Source organism: Kushneria halocnemicola (assembly GCF_965650455.1).
Taxonomy (GTDB): domain Bacteria; phylum Pseudomonadota; class Gammaproteobacteria; order Pseudomonadales; family Halomonadaceae; genus Kushneria.
Genome location: NZ_OZ287968.1, coordinates 3,416,613 through 3,434,364 on the forward strand (window position 1 = coordinate 3,416,613; position 17,752 = coordinate 3,434,364).

Annotated in this window: 14 protein-coding genes; 5 read left to right on the forward strand and 9 right to left on the reverse strand. The window is 59.7% G+C overall.

What is annotated here, in order from left to right; all coding sequences use genetic code 11:
* The first annotated feature begins 172 nt into the window (after nucleotides 1–172).
* On the forward strand, nucleotides 173–877 hold the full coding sequence (locus tag ACS92L_RS15545) for an EAL domain-containing protein (RefSeq protein ID WP_438768508.1): 705 nt from the start codon (nucleotides 173–175) through the stop codon (nucleotides 875–877).
* 54 nt (nucleotides 878–931) lie between these two features.
* Here ACS92L_RS15545 and uvrA read toward each other — a convergent pair whose 3' ends face one another.
* Complete coding sequence (uvrA, locus tag ACS92L_RS15550; protein WP_438765999.1) at nucleotides 932–3,763, reverse strand: excinuclease ABC subunit UvrA; 2,832 nt, start codon at nucleotides 3,761–3,763, stop codon at nucleotides 932–934.
* Between the two features lie 310 nt (nucleotides 3,764–4,073).
* On the opposite strand from uvrA, the gene ACS92L_RS15555 reads away from it, so the two are divergent.
* Nucleotides 4,074–4,700 (forward strand): single-stranded DNA-binding protein, encoded by a 627-nt coding sequence (locus tag ACS92L_RS15555; protein WP_438766000.1) that lies wholly within the window; start codon nucleotides 4,074–4,076, stop codon nucleotides 4,698–4,700.
* 63 nt (nucleotides 4,701–4,763) lie between these two features.
* On the opposite strand, the gene ACS92L_RS15560 is transcribed toward ACS92L_RS15555, so the two are convergent.
* Nucleotides 4,764–5,768 carry a DNA topoisomerase IB gene (locus ACS92L_RS15560; protein WP_438766002.1) on the reverse strand — a complete coding sequence of 335 codons (1,005 nt, stop codon included), beginning with the start codon at nucleotides 5,766–5,768 and terminating at the stop codon, nucleotides 4,764–4,766.
* A gap of 202 nt (nucleotides 5,769–5,970) precedes the next feature.
* Here ACS92L_RS15560 and ACS92L_RS15565 point away from each other — a divergent pair, with 202 nt between their 5' ends.
* A complete protein-coding gene (locus ACS92L_RS15565; protein WP_438766003.1) occupies nucleotides 5,971–6,846 on the forward strand; it encodes a sugar nucleotide-binding protein in 876 nt (291 codons plus the stop codon).
* Complete coding sequence (locus ACS92L_RS15570; protein WP_438766004.1) at nucleotides 6,843–7,595, forward strand: lysophospholipid acyltransferase family protein; 753 nt, start codon at nucleotides 6,843–6,845, stop codon at nucleotides 7,593–7,595. The genes ACS92L_RS15565 and ACS92L_RS15570 overlap by 4 nt, the downstream gene beginning before the upstream one ends.
* Before the next feature lie 81 nt (nucleotides 7,596–7,676).
* Here ACS92L_RS15570 and fabB read toward each other — a convergent pair whose 3' ends face one another.
* The 6 genes from fabB to ACS92L_RS15600 all read right to left on the reverse strand — a co-directional run bounded on the left by fabB (nucleotide 7,677) and on the right by ACS92L_RS15600 (nucleotide 13,686).
* Nucleotides 7,677–8,903, reverse strand: coding sequence for a beta-ketoacyl-ACP synthase I (fabB, locus tag ACS92L_RS15575; RefSeq protein ID WP_438766006.1), 1,227 nt, complete (start codon nucleotides 8,901–8,903; stop codon nucleotides 7,677–7,679).
* Nucleotides 8,904–8,916: 13 nt separating this feature from the next.
* Nucleotides 8,917–9,432 carry a 3-hydroxyacyl-[acyl-carrier-protein] dehydratase FabA gene (fabA, locus tag ACS92L_RS15580; protein WP_090131928.1) on the reverse strand — a complete coding sequence of 172 codons (516 nt, stop codon included), beginning with the start codon at nucleotides 9,430–9,432 and terminating at the stop codon, nucleotides 8,917–8,919.
* Between the two features lie 130 nt (nucleotides 9,433–9,562).
* Nucleotides 9,563–10,978, reverse strand: a complete 1,416-nt coding sequence (locus ACS92L_RS15585) for a cryptochrome/photolyase family protein (RefSeq protein ID WP_438766007.1) — start codon at nucleotides 10,976–10,978, stop codon at nucleotides 9,563–9,565.
* Between the two features lie 68 nt (nucleotides 10,979–11,046).
* A complete protein-coding gene (locus ACS92L_RS15590) occupies nucleotides 11,047–11,997 on the reverse strand; it encodes a MerR family transcriptional regulator (protein WP_438766008.1) in 951 nt (316 codons plus the stop codon).
* Nucleotides 11,998–12,188: 191 nt separating this feature from the next.
* Nucleotides 12,189–12,572: a sirohydrochlorin chelatase gene (locus ACS92L_RS15595; protein WP_438766009.1), complete on the reverse strand. Its 384-nt coding sequence runs from the start codon at nucleotides 12,570–12,572 to the stop codon at nucleotides 12,189–12,191.
* Between the two features lie 61 nt (nucleotides 12,573–12,633).
* On the reverse strand, nucleotides 12,634–13,686 hold the full coding sequence (locus ACS92L_RS15600) for an NAD(P)/FAD-dependent oxidoreductase (protein ID WP_438766011.1): 1,053 nt from the start codon (nucleotides 13,684–13,686) through the stop codon (nucleotides 12,634–12,636).
* Between the two features lie 133 nt (nucleotides 13,687–13,819).
* Here ACS92L_RS15600 and ACS92L_RS15605 point away from each other — a divergent pair, with 133 nt between their 5' ends.
* On the forward strand, nucleotides 13,820–14,722 hold the full coding sequence (locus ACS92L_RS15605; protein WP_438766013.1) for a TIGR01777 family oxidoreductase: 903 nt from the start codon (nucleotides 13,820–13,822) through the stop codon (nucleotides 14,720–14,722).
* 34 nt (nucleotides 14,723–14,756) lie between these two features.
* Here the strand turns inward: ACS92L_RS15605 and rapA are convergent, their stop codons facing one another.
* Nucleotides 14,757–17,684, reverse strand: coding sequence for an RNA polymerase-associated protein RapA (gene rapA, locus ACS92L_RS15610; protein ID WP_438766015.1), 2,928 nt, complete (start codon nucleotides 17,682–17,684; stop codon nucleotides 14,757–14,759).
* Nucleotides 17,685–17,752 lie beyond the last annotated feature (68 nt).

Below are 17,752 nucleotides of genomic sequence, written 5' to 3' on the forward strand. Positions count from 1 at the left end.
TTTTGCTATCGTCAGAAAAGCCGACCTCAGGGTCGGCTTTTTTTGTCTCTGAGTCAGGCCGGCATGATCCATACTGAGTGTCCAACCAGCCTCTTGAGTATCTGCCGTGGGATGTCATTTCGTCGATGGAGAGTGTCAAAACTGTCAGGGCGACCTGCCTTTCTCCTTTACCATGGCTTTCCAGCCCATCATTGATCTCGGAACCGGCAGTGTTTTTGCACATGAAGCGCTGGTACGAGGCACTGGCGGAGAGTCTGCATGGTCCGTGCTATCGCAGGTGACACCCGAGCACCTTTATACCTTCGATCAGGCCTGTCGGGTACGCGCCATCGAGATGGCAAGTCAGCTTGGCATGACGTCAAAACTTTCCATCAATTTTCTGCCCAATGCCGTCTATGAGCCTCGTGCCTGCATTCGTGCCACGCTTGAAGTTGCCAGGCGTGTGGGATGGTCCCTCAACGATCTGATTTTTGAAATCACCGAAAACGAGCATGTGGCTGATCGAGACCACCTGCGTCACATCGTTGAGCAATACCATGAAATGGGCTTTACCGTAGCGCTCGATGATTTCGGTACGGGCCACGCCAATCTTGATCTTCTGACGGTCCTGACACCGCATCACCTTAAGCTGGACCGGATTTTAATCAGCGGTATCGGACAGGATGTACGTCGTCAGAATCTGGTTCGCCATATGTGTTTGATGGCTGAAGCGCTGGGAATGGGGCTGGTCGCTGAGGGGATCGAGACGCTCGAGGAAGCGCGCTGGCTTTATCAGAACGGCATTATGCGCCATCAGGGTTACTACTACGCAAGACCTGCCTTTGAAGCGTTGGCCGAGATTGATCCTGCCTGCATCCGTGCTGTCACCACGGCATAAAAAAGCCAGAAGCGATAACGCTTCCGGCTTTTTTGATAGTGGCTGACGGGGCGCCTAGTAGCCTCGCGCCAACAGCGGCTTCAAAAAGCGCCCGGTATGCGAAATGTCCTGCTCGCTGATGTCTTCCGGCGTGCCCTCGGCAATGATGCGGCCGCCGCCGGAACCGCCTTCAGGGCCCAGATCGATGATCCAGTCGGCGGTTTTAATGACATCCAGGTTGTGCTCGATCACTACAACCGAGTTGCCCTGCTCGCGCAGACGATGCAACACGCCCAGCAGTTGACGAATATCCTCGAAATGCAGCCCCGTGGTGGGCTCATCCAGGATGTAGAGCGTCTTGCCGGTATCGCGCTTGGCAAGCTCACGTGCCAGCTTGACGCGCTGCGCCTCACCACCGGACAGCGTTATCGCACTCTGTCCCAGTTTGATGTACGACAGTCCAACATCCATTAGCGTCTGCAGGCGGCGTGCAATGGCAGGTACCGGGGCGAAAAACTCGACGGCTTCCTCGATCGTCATCTCGAGTACATCGTGGATGCTGTGCCCCTTGTAAAGGACATCCAGTGTTTCCCGGTTGTACCGACGACCGCCGCATACATCGCAGGGCACATAGATGTCCGGCAAAAAGTGCATCTCTACCTTGATCATGCCCTCGCCCTGACATGCTTCACAGCGCCCGCCCTTGACGTTGAAGGAGAAGCGTCCGGGCTTGTAACCGCGTGAGCGCGCCTCGGGCGTGCCGGCGAACAGCTCGCGAATCGGGGTGAATATGCCGGTATAGGTGGCCGGGTTGGAGCGCGGCGTTCGCCCGATGGGGCTTTGATCGATATCGATGATCTTGTCGAGCTGATCAAGACCCCTGATCTCCTTGAACGGTGACGGAGTCAGCGTGGTGGCCTTATTGAGCTCGCGCGCCGCCACGGGCATCAATGTGGCATTGATCAGGGTGGATTTGCCCGAACCCGAGACACCGGTCACACAGACAAAAAGCCCCAGCGGCAGGGCCAGATCCACGTTGTCCAGATTATTACCGCTGGCCTGGGTCAGATGCAGCATTTTTTCCGGGTTGACCGGAATGCGTGGTGAGGGAATCTCGATGCGCCGCGTGCCGGAGAGATACTGGCCGGTCAATGACTCCGGGCTGGCTTCGATCTCGTCCGGCGTGCCCTGGGCAATGATCTGGCCGCCATGAACACCGGCGCCGGGACCGATATCCAGCACGTGATCCGCGGAGCGAATGGCGTCTTCATCATGTTCGACCACGATGACGGTGTTGCCCAGATCGCGCAGTCGGGTCAGGGTCTGGAGCAGGCGGTCATTGTCGCGCTGGTGAAGCCCGATGGAGGGTTCATCGAGAATATACATGACGCCTACCAAACCGGCACCGATCTGGCTGGCCAGCCGGATGCGCTGCGCCTCGCCCCCTGACAGGGTATCGGCGCTGCGCTCCAGCGTCAGGTAGTCCAGCCCGACATTAACCAGAAACTCGAGGCGACTGGTGATCTCGTACAGGATGCGCGTGGCAATCTCGCCGCGGCGTCCGGGCAGATCCATGGCGCCGAAAAACGAGCGTGCCTCACCGATCGGCTTGGTAACCACTGAGGGCAATGAATGCTCATCCACGAACACATGGCGCGCCTCGCGACGCAGACGGCTGCCGTGACAGGTCGGGCAGGGGCGTACGGCCAGATGACGTGATAGATCGTCGCGCACCATGCTGGAGTCGGTTTCCCGATAGCGTCGCTCCATGTTGGGCAGAACGCCTTCAAAGGCATGCTCGCGAGAAACCTTTTTGCCACGGTCATTAACGTAGGAAAACGAGATGGATTCACGGCCGCTGCCGTGCAGTACGACATCGCGCACGCGCTGTGGCAGCTGCTTCCAGGGCGTTTCCAGCTCAAAGCTATAGTGCGCGGCGACAGCTTCCAGCTGATTGAAATAGTAGATGCTGCGTCTGTCCCAGCCCTTGATAACGCCTTCCGACAGCGATAGATCGTCCTGACGAATGAGTTTGTCGGGATCAAAGAACTGATGCACCCCCAGACCGTCGCAGCTGGGGCAGGCACCGGCCGGGTTGTTGAAGGAGAACATGCGCGGCTCGAGCTCGGCGATCGAGTAGCCGCAGATGGGGCAGGCAAAGCGTGAGGAGAAAATCATGTCCTCGCGGTCACCGTCCATGAAATGCAGTACCGCGGCGCCGTCGGAAAGGCCCAGTGCGGTTTCAAACGATTCTGCCAGACGCTGCTCGATGTCCTGTCGGATCTTGAGACGATCGACCACGACACTGATGTCGTGCTTTTTGTTCTTGTCCAGTGTCGGCAGTTCATCAAATTCGTATGTCTGGCCGTCGATCTGTACCCGCACGAACCCCTGGGTGCGCAGCTCGGTCAGCGCCTGCTGATGCTCCCCCTTGCGGCCCTTGATAATGGGCGCCAGCAGCATGACCCGGGTGCCTTCCTCCAGCGTCAGCGTCTGATCCACCATCTGCGAGACCGTCTGGGCTTCAAGATCAAGCTCATGGTCGGGACAGCGCGGCGTCCCGGCTCGGGCGTAGAGAAGGCGCAAATAGTCGTATATTTCGGTAATGGTGCCGACAGTCGAGCGCGGGTTGTGCGACGTGGATTTCTGTTCAATGGAAATGGCCGGCGACAGCCCTTCGATGTGGTCAACATCGGGTTTTTCCATCATGGAGAGAAACTGGCGTGCGTAGGTTGACAGCGATTCAACATAGCGCCGCTGCCCTTCCGCATACAGGGTGTCAAAGGCCAGAGAAGACTTGCCTGATCCGGAGAGCCCGGTAATGACAATCAGTTTGTCACGGGGCAGCTCGACATCAATGTTCTTCAGGTTGTGGGTGCGGGCCCCACTCACCGAAATACGATCCATACCTACCTCATCGCCGGCGTCGGAAAGACACTATAGAAGGAGTTGAAAGCGAGGCGCAAAATGCAGTGCACAGCGTTTTCCATGTGGGACACAGCCCGGTAAAATGATGGCTGCATGCCATGAAGGTCAGGTGCCCGTCAGGGCACACAAAAAGCGGCCGTTTGTAGGTCGGCTTTTGGCTGTTCAGCGGTATACGAGGCAAGGCCTGCATTGCAGTGAATATCCATACAGTTATTATAGACGATCATGTCAAGGCAATGTCCTGGACAGCTCATTCGTTTAAACATGCCAGCCGGCACTGGAGAGAAACATGGCCCGTGGGGTAAACAAGGTCATACTGATCGGCAATCTGGGTCAGGACCCGGAAGTACGTTTTCTGCCCTCCGGCAGTCCTGTCTGCAATCTGCGCCTAGCCACCACCGATAACTGGACCGATCGCCAGAGCGGTCAGCGCCAGGAGCGCACCGAGTGGCACAGCGTTGTCATGTTCAACAAGCTGGCCGAAATCGCGCAGCAGTATGTCAAAAAGGGCTCTCGGCTCTACATCGAGGGTCGCCTGCAGACCCGCAAGTGGCAGGGTCAGGACGGGCAGGATCGTTACTCGACCGAGATCGTGGCCAACGACATGCAGATGCTGGACAGCCGTGGTGGCGGTCAGGGCGGCGACTTTGGCGGCCAGAACGGTGCCTATGGCCAGCAGTCCGGCGGCCATGATCAACAGGGCGGCGGTGCCCGTCAGAACAGCTCCGCTGGTGGGCAGAACCAGGGCGGATACGGTCAGGGTCAGGGACAGAGCAGCTACGGACAGAATCCGCAGCAAAACGGTCCGGGCAATCAACAGGGCGGCCAGAATCAGCAGGGCGGTCAAAACCAGGGGGGTGGCGGCGCCCCCAATCCCGGCAGTTTTGACGATTTCGACGACGAGATTCCCTTCTAGCAGACAGATACTGATAATCTGACCCCAGACCCGCCACATGGCGGGTCTTTTTCTGAATGAGGCTCAGTGCCTTTTTTTCAGTCGCCCCTGAAGAAGCTTCAGGATGGCGCGCTCTTCAGGGCCGGTCATGTCATCGTGCTCCAGAGCCTCTTCGATCTGCTCCAGAAAGTGTCGCAGCAGCCGGCCGTCGAGATAGTTCTCGATGACGCGCGGGTCGATATAGCTTGCGCGGGCAATGCTGGGCGTATTGCCCAGTCGGGAAGCGACCCGCTCGACCGCCTCGCGGATATATTGCTGGCTGGCATCGTCATTATCGCCGACACCCAGTTCATCCAGCGCCAGGGCGGCGATGGACGTGCCGGCCCAGGTGCGAAAATCCTTGGCACTAAAGCGCTCACCCATGACCTCATGGATATAGTCATTGAGATCGTGGCTATCGACACGCACCTTGTGTCCGTCGTCATCGAAATACTTGAAGATTTCGTAGCCGGGAATATCGTCAAGCTCTCCAACGATCTGTGCCAGTTTTTCATCCTCGACGACCTTGTGCTGCTGCTGACCGCTTTTGCCCTGATAGTCGAAAATCAGCTCGTCGCCGTTAATGGTTAGATGGCGCGAACGCATGGTGGTCAGCCCGTAGGAATCGTTCTGCTCGCTGTAGCTTTCGTTGCCGGGGCGAAAGTAGGCCGTATCCAGAAGTCGCACCATACAGGCCAGTACCTTCTCGCGCGGCATGCCCTCGCGCGCCATGTGTTGACCGGTAATACGTCGCATGGTCGAGAGCCGCTCGGCAAAGTCGACAATGCGATCAAACTTCATCTTCTCTCGCTGCTCACGCCACTCGCTGTTGTAGATATACTGCTTGCGCCCGGCACTGTCCCTGCCCGTGGCATGAATGCGTGCCTCGGGGTCGAGGGTAATGGCAACGTCGCGCCATGCGGGGGGCACGGCAAGGCCCTTGATCCACTCCCGCCACTGTCGATCCTTCAGGGTCTGTCCGGCGTCATCTCGATAGGTAAACCCCTTGCCACAGCGATGGCGGGTAACGGTGGCGGCTTGTTTTGTCATGCAGGCAGGCTTCTTCGATATTGAACGTGACGGCAGTCTTTGATTGAGAATAGACGATTGTGACGCTTTCGCTGGCGCAGTGCTGACGATGTGGCGCAAGGCTGGAGGCAGTGCAACCCATGGGAATTTTTTGTAAAGTGTCGGGCCTGCCGCGTCACTGCCCGCCGAGAGTGACGTCATTTTCTGTCGGGCCGCAAAACCAATGAAATTATTACTGCTTGATGCCGATCACTGCCTTGGCCGGGCGCTGATCGATGAAAGCGCATCGCGAAGCGATGTTGAGCTGATCACGGAGCGTTCCTGTCAATGTCAGCTGTCGCAGCTGCGGGCACAGGCGCCGGATGCTGTCATTTTTCCGCCGTTGCTGGGCCCGGCAAGCGTTGACTACGCCGAGATGATCGAGCACGTCGATCAGGTAAGCGCCGTGCTGGCGGCCTGTCACGAGCTGAGGGTGCCGCTGGTCTGGTTTGTCAGTGATCAGATTTTTGATGCCGGGGCCGACATGCCCATCGAGGAGAGCGTGCTGCCTTCGCCACGCGATGAAGGCCTGCAGCGTCTGCTGGAAACGGGCAACCACATTCGATCCAGTCTGGCCGAGCATTTTATCGTGCGTACCGGGCCACTGATGGCACTGGAGGGGCACAATGCCTGGCTGTCAGAGATGCTGAATACGCTGATCGAGGGCAAGCCCCTGCGTGCAGCAGAAGACGAGATTGTCTGTCCGACTCCCGTACAGGCCGTGGCGCGTGCTCTTATCGGCATGCTGGCCCAGCAGTTCTCGGGCGCTAATGCCTGGGGAGCCTATCATCTTGCCGGTGTCGAGCCGGTCAGTCTCTATACCTTTCACGGCGTCGTGCGTCACCAGCTGGAAATTCAGCTGGCCAGACGCCATATCGATCTGACGCCCGGCGAGATTCAACCCTTGCACCATCATCATGATCAGCCGCTAAGACGTGTGCTCAACTGTCGTCAGATGCTCGAGACCTTTGGCGTACATCAAAAGCCCTGGCGGCTGGCGCTTGATACCATGCTCGAGCGATGGTGTCAGATGCGCTTTGACGAGGAGAAGGGGTCGTGAAGGCGCTACGCAGTCTTTTATTTTATACTGGCTATCTGATGGCCATTATCGTCAGTGCGGTTACTCTGGTGCCCCTGGCATTTTGCCTGCCGCTCAACGGCCGTTTTCGGGTATTGAACCTCTACAACCATTTTATCGTGTTCTGGTTCGGGCTGTGCTGCGGCGTACGCTATCGCGTAGAGGGGCGTGACAATATCCCGGATACGCCCTGCGTGGTGCTGGCCAACCACCAGAGCGAGTGGGAAACCCTGTTTCTTCAGACCATCAAATCCCCCATGTGTACGGTACTCAAACAGGAGCTTTTGAAAATTCCTGTTTTCGGATGGGCCTTGAGAATGCTCCGACCCATTCCGCTTGACCGTTCAAAGCCGTCCCGGGCGCTTCGAATGGTGCTCAGTGAAGGCGCGGCCAGGCTGGCCTCCGGGCTTTCTGTCCTGCTGTTTCCCGAAGGCACTCGCGTGCCGCCCGGCGAGCGCCGTCGCTTCAATAAAAGCGGTATTCATATCGCCTGTCGGTCAGGGGTGCCCATACTGCCGGTGGCCCACAATGCCGGCGAACACTGGCCGAGCAAAAGCTTCATCAAAAGGTCCGGACAGATCAACGTCGTGATTGGCGAACCTATTTTGACAAAGGATCGCAAACCCGATGAAGTCACCCGGGAAGTCGAACAGTGGATCGAGCAGCAGCTGTCACGTATCTCGGGGGTGCCCAGGCCGGCCCTGGAGGAGGCATCTGCCAGCGCGCTTTAAGCGACGATGAGCGGACATGAAAAAAGGGCGCCCCAAGGGGCGCCCTTTTTGATGCGTATCACGAATCGAATACGGCAGCGATCAGGAGGTCTGGTCGGCCATGCGCTGGAAAATCAGACACGCGTTGGTGCCGCCGAAACCGAAGCTGTTGGACAGCACCCGGTCAAGACGGACGCCATCACGGCGTGTGGTCACGATATCCAGGTCTCTGGCTTCCGGATCGATCTCATCGATGTTGGCTGACGCGCAGATGAAATCGTTTTGCATCATGAGAAGCGAATAAATGGCTTCCTGTGCACCGGTTGCGCCCAGAGAGTGACCGGTCAGTGATTTGGTCGAGGACAGGGCGGGTACCTTTTCGCCAAAGACATCACGCAGGGCCTTGATCTCGCACATGTCGCCAACCGGCGTCGAGGTGCCGTGCGTATTGATGTAGTCAATATCGCCCTCGACCGTTGCCAGTGCCTGCTGCATGCAGCGTGCACCACCTTCGCCGGAAGGGGCCACCATGTCATGGCCGTCAGAGTTGGCGCCGTAACCCACGACTTCACCGTAGATCTTCGCGCCGCGTGCTCTGGCGTGTTCGAGCTCTTCGAGCACCAGCATGGCACCGCCACCGGCAATGACAAAGCCATCACGGGCCGTATCGTAGGCACGAGAGGCCTTTTCAGGACACTCGTTATAGCTGGTGGACAGGGCGCCCATGGCATCAAACAGGCATGACAGGGTCCAGTGCTCTTCCTCGCCGCCGCCGGCAAACACGATGTCCTGTTTGCCCAGCTGGATCTGTTCGACAGCGCTGCCGATACAGTGGGCCGAGGTCGCACAGGCCGAGGAGATGGAATAGTTGACGCCCTTGATACCAAAGGGGGTGGCCAGACAGGCCGACACGGTGCTGCCCATGGTGCGGGTCACCCGGTAGGGCCCGACCCGGCGCAGCCCCTTGTCGCGCAGGATGTCGGCGGCTTCCACCTGGTTGGCGGAAGAGGCACCGCCCGAGCCTGCAATCAGCCCGGTACGCATGTTGGATACGTCGTCGGGTTCGAGCCCGGCATCCTCGATGGCCTGCTGCATCGACACATAGGCGTAGGCGGCAGCGTCGCCCATGAAGCGGCGCTGCTTGCGGTCGACCAGAGCGTCCAGATCGATGTCCACGACGCCGGCAACATGGCTTCGCATTCCGCGCTCGACATATTCGTCGCGAAAGCGAATGCCCGAACGGCCTTCCTTCAGGGATTGAAGTACCTGATGCTGATCGTTGCCCAGGCAGGAGACAATGCCCAGGCCAGTGACTACCACTCGTCGCATGGGAGCCTCCCCATCAGAAATTCGCAGTGGAGGTGAACAGACCAACGCGCAGGTCGTTGGCTTCGTAGATATCGCGGCCGTCCACGGACAAAACGCCATCGGCGATGCCAAGGATCAAACGCCGCGTGATCACCCGCTTGATATGGATATGGTAGGTAACCTTCTCGGCATCCGGGAGAATCTGTCCGGAGAACTTGACCTCGCCGCATCCGAGCGCGCGGCCACGGCCGGGGTTACCCAGCCAGCCCAGATGGAAGCCTACCAGCTGCCACATGGCATCAAGGCCCAGGCAGCCAGGCATGACAGGGTCGCCCGGGAAGTGGCACTGGAAGAACCAGAGATCAGGGTTAATATCCAGCTCAGCGATCAGCTCGCCCTTGCCGTATTTGCCACCTGCTTCCTGAATATTGGTGATGCGATCCAGCATCAGCATGTTCGGTGCCGGCAGCTGTGCATTTCCAGGGCCGAAAAGTTCGCCCTGACTGCATGCAAGCAGCTGATCACGGTTAAAGGAGTGTTGCGTGGTCACTGACATGTTCCGGAAATCAAAGGAATAGGGTCTCCCACAGGAGCGCGCCTAGTTTACTGATAGAGGTGGCGAAATGCACGCCAGCGCCGGAGTGCAAGCCTACGGCCCCGGGGCCACTCTTCAGCTACGTTTAACTCAATGCCTTGAAAGCTTCCAGCGCTCGCTCACGCGCTGCGCGATGATCCACCATCGGGGCTGGATAATCGCTTTGCTGGCAGGTTGCGGCGTCAGGTGCATGACGCTTTTTGGCGGCAACACCTGCCAGTTCCGGCACAAACTCTGCAATAAATGTACCTTCCGGGTCAAAGCGTCTGGACTGTGTGGTCGGATTGAAGATGCGAAAGTAGGGTGATGCATCCGTTCCGGTAGATGCTGCCCACTGCCAGCCACCATTATTGGCGCCCAGCTCACCATCCACCAGATGCTTCAGAAAAAAGACCTCGCCACGACGCCAGTCTATCAACAGATGCTTGCTCAAAAACATGGCGGTCACCATGCGCAGTCGATTGTGCATCCACCCGGTCGTGATCAGCTGTCGCATGGCGGCATCGACCAGCGGATAGCCGGTTCTGCCTTCACACCAGCGCTGAAACTCGTCATCACTGTCGCGCCATTTCATGGCACGAGTATGTTCCTGAAACGGCTGATGGCAGTTAACGCGGGGAAAGCCCACCAGCACATGCTGATAGAATTCACGCCAGACAATTTCGCTGATCCAGCTTTGCAGATTGCTGTCACCATCTCCCAGATGTCCACCGTTTCTGGCGGCGGCGGCATTGATGCACTGGCGCCAGGAGATCATGCCGAGTGCCAGCCAGGCGGACAGACCGCTGGTTGCCGTCATGGCCGGGTAGTCACGGCCCTGCTCATAGTGATGCGCTCTTTTTTGCAAAAAGCGGGCAAGGCGGTCCTGTGCGGCTTCTTCACCGGCAGGCCAGTCATCGGCGCTGATCACAGCGTTGTCAGCACTGAGCTCGGGCAGGGCGTCGCAGTCGATGCCGTCGAGCACGGTCTGGCGCTCGGGTGCATCGAACTGCTGAAGCTGGTCGGCACCGATGTTTTTAAGCCAGCTCTTGTAGAAGGGCGTGAAAACGCTGTAATAGTTGCCGTCACCGGTTTTGAGCTCGCCGGGGGTAAAGGCCACCTGGTCGGTGTAGCGGTGCACTTCCCGCTCATGGTCGCGGAATAGCCCGCTGACGTGCTGGTCGCGCCGGCGCTCGTTGAGACCGTATTCGTCGTTGAAGTGCAGGGCATCACAATTGAGTGTGTCCGCCAGCTCAAGGAGACGGTCAGGCAGGGTGTCGAAGCTTTCGGCCTCGATGATTTTCAGCGCAATATTGAGCCTGCCCAGACGTTCGGACAGGGCCCTGACGCCGCGATGCCAGAAATCAAGCTTGTTGTCGCCATGACCGTGCTGTCGCCACTGCTGTGGTGTCCAGCAGGCCACGCCGATCACTGGGCCGCGCTGTGCCGCATGGTAAAGCGCCGTATTGTCTTCGCATCTCAGGTCGGTTCGAAACCAGACCAGCTGGCGCCCGGTAGTCATTCCCCTGTTCCTTTCGCAAGCGACCCGCCTTCAGGGCGGGTCGCGATCAATTCATGGCGGTGTCGGCATCAGCCGTGACGAGCAGTGGCCAGTCTCAGCTGTGCGATGGCGCGGGCCGGGTCGTTGTCCAGTGCACCAAGATTGTTTTCATCCATGTTGTGCAACTGTCGCGTGACCGACCCCGCAACGCGGATGGGCAAAACGCCCTGATAGGCAGCCTGTGAGAGCTGGCGACGAAGACCTTCGATATCGGCTTCCATGGCACCGGACAAGACGATGGTTTGAGCGTCCTTTTTGCGGGCCGCTTCGATAAGCTCGCCGACCGGGACAGGGCCATCAAACAGTGTGATGTAAAATCCGGCGCTGCTGGCTGTAAAGGCAAACAGTAATTGCCAGAGTGCGCCACAGCCGCCGGGTAGATAGCTCATCAGAATGCGGGGTTCGGTATTTTCATGGTTGCCATGATAAAGCCGTAGACCCAGTCGGGTTCTCAGAAACGATTCCAGAAAGCAGCGTTGTGCCGTGGGCGTGGCATGATCTGCCCAGACATCTTCCAGACGCTCTACCACCGGCTGCCAGAGACGTGAAATGGCCGTATTGACCGGATACAGTCCCATGCTTCGGGTGAAAAGGTTTTCAAGCCGATTGGTATCGAATTCGGCAACAGCATCGATGACTTCAAGGCGCTGACCTTCCCAGTCATGGTCCGGTGCCGTCTCTTCGGTGCCCAAAGACCGGTCACTGCTTTCTTCAGTTGCCGTCTCGCTTGAAGCCTGATCGAGCAGCTCGCCGACCTGGCTTACGGGCACGCCGCGGTTGAGCCACTGCAGAATGCGCTCGACCCGCTCGATGTCTTCACGGGCATAGAGGCGATGCCCCTTGGGAGTACGTCTTGGCTGAATCAGCCCATAACGGCGTTCCCACGCACGCAGCGTTACCGAATTGACGCCGGTCAGGCGTGATACCTCTCTAATGGGATAGAGCGGTCCGCCGACTGCATTTGCCACTTTCTCAGTCATGGTAAAAGAGAGCCTCCTTCGCAGTTCCTGCTGGCAGGAACGTGGAAACACGGTATCAGGTGTCCACGTTGCGAAAATGAGCTATTCGACCTGTATGCATGATTGCGCTGGCCATCAGGGTCGAACAAATAAATTTAACCTGTGTAGAACTGAAGTGTAGCAGTATTTGCACAGGTGTTGTACGTCAAACTTCACTTTGTACAACTGCTGTCACGCTGATTCTCTGCCACGATCGATACCACGACATCTGCAAATGACGGATGCTGGCCTACCGGGTCCAGAAGGGTGAGAGAGAGTTCGGGGGTGTCTCGCCGCAGCGCGTCCAGCTGTGCCGGCACGTCTTCGCGCAGATGACGGCCGGCGGCAAAAAAGAGCGGCAGAATATCGATGCTGTCAAACCCGTCGGCATGCAGCTCCTGTACTACCGTTTCAAGCAGCGGATCACAAAGCTCCATGTAGGCCAGACGCACCGGAGAGGACATGCGTTTCTTGAGGCGCTGTTCCAGGGTTTCAAAGGGGGCCTGCCAGCGGCTGTCCGTGGAGCCGTGAGCCAGTACGATCAGTGCAGTTGTCATGTCGGTTTCATCCTGAGTCAGCAAAATATTGAAGCGGGCAGCCATTTTCAGCGGCCGGCGTTCATGGGTGGCATAGAGCCCGAGCAAGGCGGGTGCCCGACTGCCAGGCCGCCTCGACACGGCCATCGATGCACCAGTCGCCACAAAGTGACAGCCCCTGCGACCGGTCGATCAAATAGCCGGCGGGATCATCGATCGGTCGGCGTGGCTGGGCGTAACGCCATCGATGGGCACCCTGTGCCCTGATATCGGGAAGCGCCCGGGGATAACAGTTTCGAAAGGCACTCACCATCTCGTCGGCTACTTGGGCAGGGGCCTTTTCAAGGTGTCGATCAGACCAGTCATCGTGTGCCAGAAGCGTCACGCGCTCGCCGTCCTGCTGTCCCGGGTGAGTCTGCTGACGCGCCGCCCAGCGCAGCACAGGCGAGTCATCAAGCAGGGCGCCGTGCCAGGTATCGATGCCTGCCGGCATGCTCAACGGGGCATCAAGGTGTATCCACGTACTCCAGCACGAGGACATCCCGGGCAGGGCCCATCGGGAGGCTGCGTCGTTGCCCAGCAACTCAGCCGCCTGAGGCGCCGGCAGGGCCACGATGACATGGTCAAATCCTCCCCAAGAGTGGCCGTTTTGATCCTTGAGCACCCATCCGGACGGCTCGCGTGTCAGGGAGGTAACGCGCACGTTTTGATGCAGGGTCAGCGGTTCGGCCATGGCATCGGTCAGTGCAGCCATGGAGGGCCGACCCGAATAGCGGGGATGCTCGGGATGGCGCACCTGCCACTGCCCGTTTTCTCCATGCGCCACGGCCTGTGGCCACTGCGCAACGATGCCTCGCTGTTCGAAATCCGCAACGACCCGGGCGAAATCGGGATCGCGAACGGTGAAATACTGGGCCCCCAGATCGAACAGGCCATGAGCGTTGCAGCGTGATGACATGCGACCGCCCGGCCGCCGCCCCTTGTCAAAAATTTGTACATTCCTTCCTGTCTGCTGCAGTGCCCGGGCGGCTGCCAGCCCGGCCATGCCGGCGCCAGCGATGGCTATATTGTGCAAGAAGTCCACGAAAGCCTCAAATTGTCTGAAGGGGTTCAGTCCCGGCGTCTTTGGCGCCATCGGGCGTGATCCGAATAAATCTTGTACGTTATATGTACCAGAAGCGCGTCGACGTCAAAACGGTCCGGTTCGGATTTTGACCATCGGCCATGCCGGTCGGCGCGATCTCCATGAATCAGGCGGGGAGAGTGACGTGAATATAGTAATTACCGGAGCAACCGGGTTTGTCGGCCAGGCGCTTTGTCGTTACTGGCATGAAAAGGGACACACGCTGATGGTGGTGTCGCGTCAGCCCGACAAGGCCCATGCCACCATCGGTGTCCCCGTCATGGCCCGCGCCGCGGCGGTCGATTTTGCCGATCAGCAGGTGGATGCGGTGGTCAATCTGGCCGGCGAGCCCATCTTTAACCGCCGCTGGAGCGAGGCTCAAAAGAAAAAGCTGATCGAGTCACGCGTGAAGGCCACACGCGATGTCGGCGAGCTGTGCCATCGTCTGGAGCAGCCGCCGGGAAGGCTGATCTCGGGCTCGGCAATGGGTTATTACGGTGATCAGGGCAGTCGGGAAGTCACCGAGCAGACCTCACCTCACGATGAGTTCGCCCACAGGCTCTGTCGGGAATGGGAAGAAGAAGCGCAGCAACTGGCCACGGATCAAATGCCGGTGGCCTGCATTCGTATCGGACTGGTGCTGGACCGTGATGGCGGCATGCTCAAGCCCATGCGACCCATGTTTCGCCTGGGCGTGGGCGGGCGGCTCGGGAAGGGGCGGCAGTACATGCCCTGGATTCACCGCCACGATCTGGTGCGGATTATCGACTTTCTGCTCCAGCATGACGGTATACAGGGCGCGTGGAATGCCGGCGCGCCACAGCCCGTGACCAATGCGGAATTCACCCGCACGCTGGCGGCCAGTCTGAATCGGCCGGCCCCCTTTGTCGTGCCGGGGGGCGTGATATCGGTGGGGCTGGGAGAAATGTCGCAGCTGCTGTTGACCGGGGCACGCATGGTGCCGGCAAGACTCGAGGCGGCCGGTTTCCGGTTTGACTACCCGACCCTTGAGAAGGCGCTGACCGCCATCGAGCGTCGCGCCGCCTGAGCGGCGCAACTTCAGCCACCACGTACGACCCGCGCTACTGCGGGTCGACGGTCACGATCACGCGCACGGCATCAAGCTGCAAACGGGTGCCGGCGATGGCCTCTTCAAGGGCCAGGCGCTCCTGGTGCAGCATCTCGACCTCCTCGGCGCGCACGTCCGGGTTGCGCTGCGCCAGCGCCTCGAGCCGATCGATTTCTTCTGTCAGCTGGGTCGTCATCCGGCCCCGTGCCTCATCCACCAGTGCCGGCAATTCTGCCTCGGCCTGCTGTTCGGCCTGATCAAAAAGCTCGCGCAGCTGCTGCTGACGTTCCCGGATCAGGTTGCGGGCCACGCCTTTTTTAACGTGGCGCAGGTTCTTCGCCAACCCCCCGAAGGAGACCTTGTCGGAGAGCACCTGGCCCGATTCATCGAGCAGAACGCGTACCGTGGCAGGCGGGAAAAAGCGATTGACGTGCAGCGCCTTCGGCGCACTGGTGCGCGTACGGAAAATGGCTTCCAGCATGAAGCGCCCGCCCGGAATGGACGGATGGGCCAGCAGTGCCAGTGCCGTATTGCCCATGCTCTCGTTGGTGGCCCGGGAGAGCATTTCGCGTACCAGTGGGTGCTCCCAGGACAGACGCTGAAGGTCATCGCGTGCCAGGGCGCGCGCTCGCGAGCGGGTGGCGGTAAAGCCTTCCTCGCCACGGATCAGTCCGGGCATGCCGTCGACCATGTGAGACCCCGGATGCAGATAGGTCAGACCTTCGTCCGTTTCCCGGGTGTCGATGCCGAACACGTCCAGTGCCTGGTCGAGATAGCGATCAAGCGTTGCATCATCATCAAGCGACTGGACGGCTTCGATCATCTCGCTGGCATGGTGAGCATCAAACGAACTCCAGCCCAGCAGGCGGTCGCGCCCGGCCTCACGCTCCTGGCGCGTCTGTACTGCCAGAGCGCGCGAGGCCTCGATGACCTCTTCAAGTGCTTCTTCGTCCAGCAATGCATCAAACAGGGCATCGCCCTGGGCATCGCTGATCACGCTGCCCAGACCGCTGGGCGCCTCAAAGGCCGCCAGCGCTTCCTGATACCAGCGCAGCAGGGCAGCGTTCGGGCTGCCGTCCATGACCGGCAGGTGAATCTCGACATCGTGCTGCTGGCCGATACGGTCCAGACGTCCGATGCGCTGTTCCAGCTGATCAGGGTGGGGCGGCAGATCAAACATGATCAGGTGATGGCAAAACTGGAAGTTGCGCCCTTCAGAGCCGATTTCAGAGCAGATCAACAGTGGGCTGCCATCCTCGGCCTCGGCAAAGGCGGCGGCGGCACGGTCGCGCTCGATCAGCGTCATGTTTTCATGAAAGACCGGGACATGCAGGCCGGTCAGGACCTGCAGACCGGCGGCCAGCTCGCGGGCGGTTTCGCCGTAGTGGCAGATCAATAGCGCCTTCTCGCCGGGATGGGCCTTGAGCCACTCACGAAGCCAGGTCATGCGCGGGTCGAAGCGCCACCAGCGGTCATCGTCCTGAGTCTCCTGCCGGCGCGCCTCAAAGGTGGCCTCGGGATAAAGCAGGATCTCTGGATAGTCCAGCCCGGTTTCGATCAAAAGACTGTCCAGATAGTCCTCATCGCGGTGGATGCGCTGCTCGATACGACGATAGGCGCCCGGGTTTTCCAGCTCGCTGACGTGCAGGCGGCGCACCGGGAAGCCGCTGACGTGGCGGCGGCTGTTGCGAAACATGACCCGGCCGATGCCGTAGCGGTCGAGCAGCACGCGGCGCAGGGATTCCCGCAGCGAGAGCTGTTCATCGCTGCCGGCCTGCATCAGATTCTCCAGCAGGGTCAGCGCCTGCGGGTCGTCTTCGATGATGGCGTGCAGGGTGTCACGATGCTGCGCCTGTGACGGCAGCTGCTCAAGAGCCTCGATCGCCTCGGCAAGCGTTGCGTGACCGCGCTGCTCGGCGCGAAAGGCGCCAATGTCGTGATAGCGCTCGGGGTCCAGAAGGCGCAGGCGAGCAAAGTGGCTGACGTCGCCCATCTGCTCCGGCGTGGCGCTCAAAAGCAGCAGCCCGGTACGCTGGGTGGCCAGCGCCTCGACGCACTGATAGCCAGCGTCGCCACCGGTTTCCGGGTCCCATTCGAGATGCTGGGCTTCGTCCACAATCAGCATGTCCCAGGCACAGGCCTGTGCCTGACTCTGACGCTCGGGATTGGCAAAAAGCCACTGCTGGCTGGCCAGCACCAGCTGCGCGGATTCAAACGGATTGCCGTCGCCGCCGCGCGCCTGGCTTTGCTGCTCGTCAAGCAGGGTGACCTCGATGGAGAAACGGCGCAAAAGCTCGACCAGCCACTGATGTGTCAGGCTGTCCGGGACCAGAATCAGGGCGCGCTCGACGCGCTGGGTCAGCAGCAGGCGATGCAGCACCAGCCCCGCTTCAATGGTCTTGCCAAGACCGACTTCGTCGGCCAGCAGGACACGCGGCAGGCGGCGGCTGGCGATATCATCGGCAATGTGAAGCTGATGGGGAATCAGATCGATACGCGGTCCGGACAGGCCGAAGCCCGGGTGGCGCTCGATGCGGGCCAGATGCTGAAGGCTGCGGTAGCGAAGGTTGAAGGCATCGTTGCGATCGATCTGACCGGTCAGTAGACGGTCGCGGGCCTGATGAAACTGCATGCGATCGCTGATGCGCGATTCGGGAAGCTCGCGCTCGCCGTTGTCGTCCCGGCCGATGTAGGTGATGCGGCCGCCCTCGTCGCGCAGCTCGCTGACCACCAGAACCTGGCCGTCGTCGGTGTCGATGCGGTCGCCGCGCCCGAACACCACGCGGGTCAGAGGGGCTTCGCGCACGCTGTAGGTTCGGGTTTCATCGCTGGCGGCAAACAGGACCGTCACGCTGCGCGCATCGCAGTTGAGTATGGTGCCAAGCCCCAGCTCGGTTTCGCCGTCACTGATGAAGCGTTGACCGGTAATAAAATTGCTCATGATGCCTCGAAAATATCGCCTCTCGGGCGCGCGGGTACAGATGTGGATCGGTCATCGACTGGAGATGA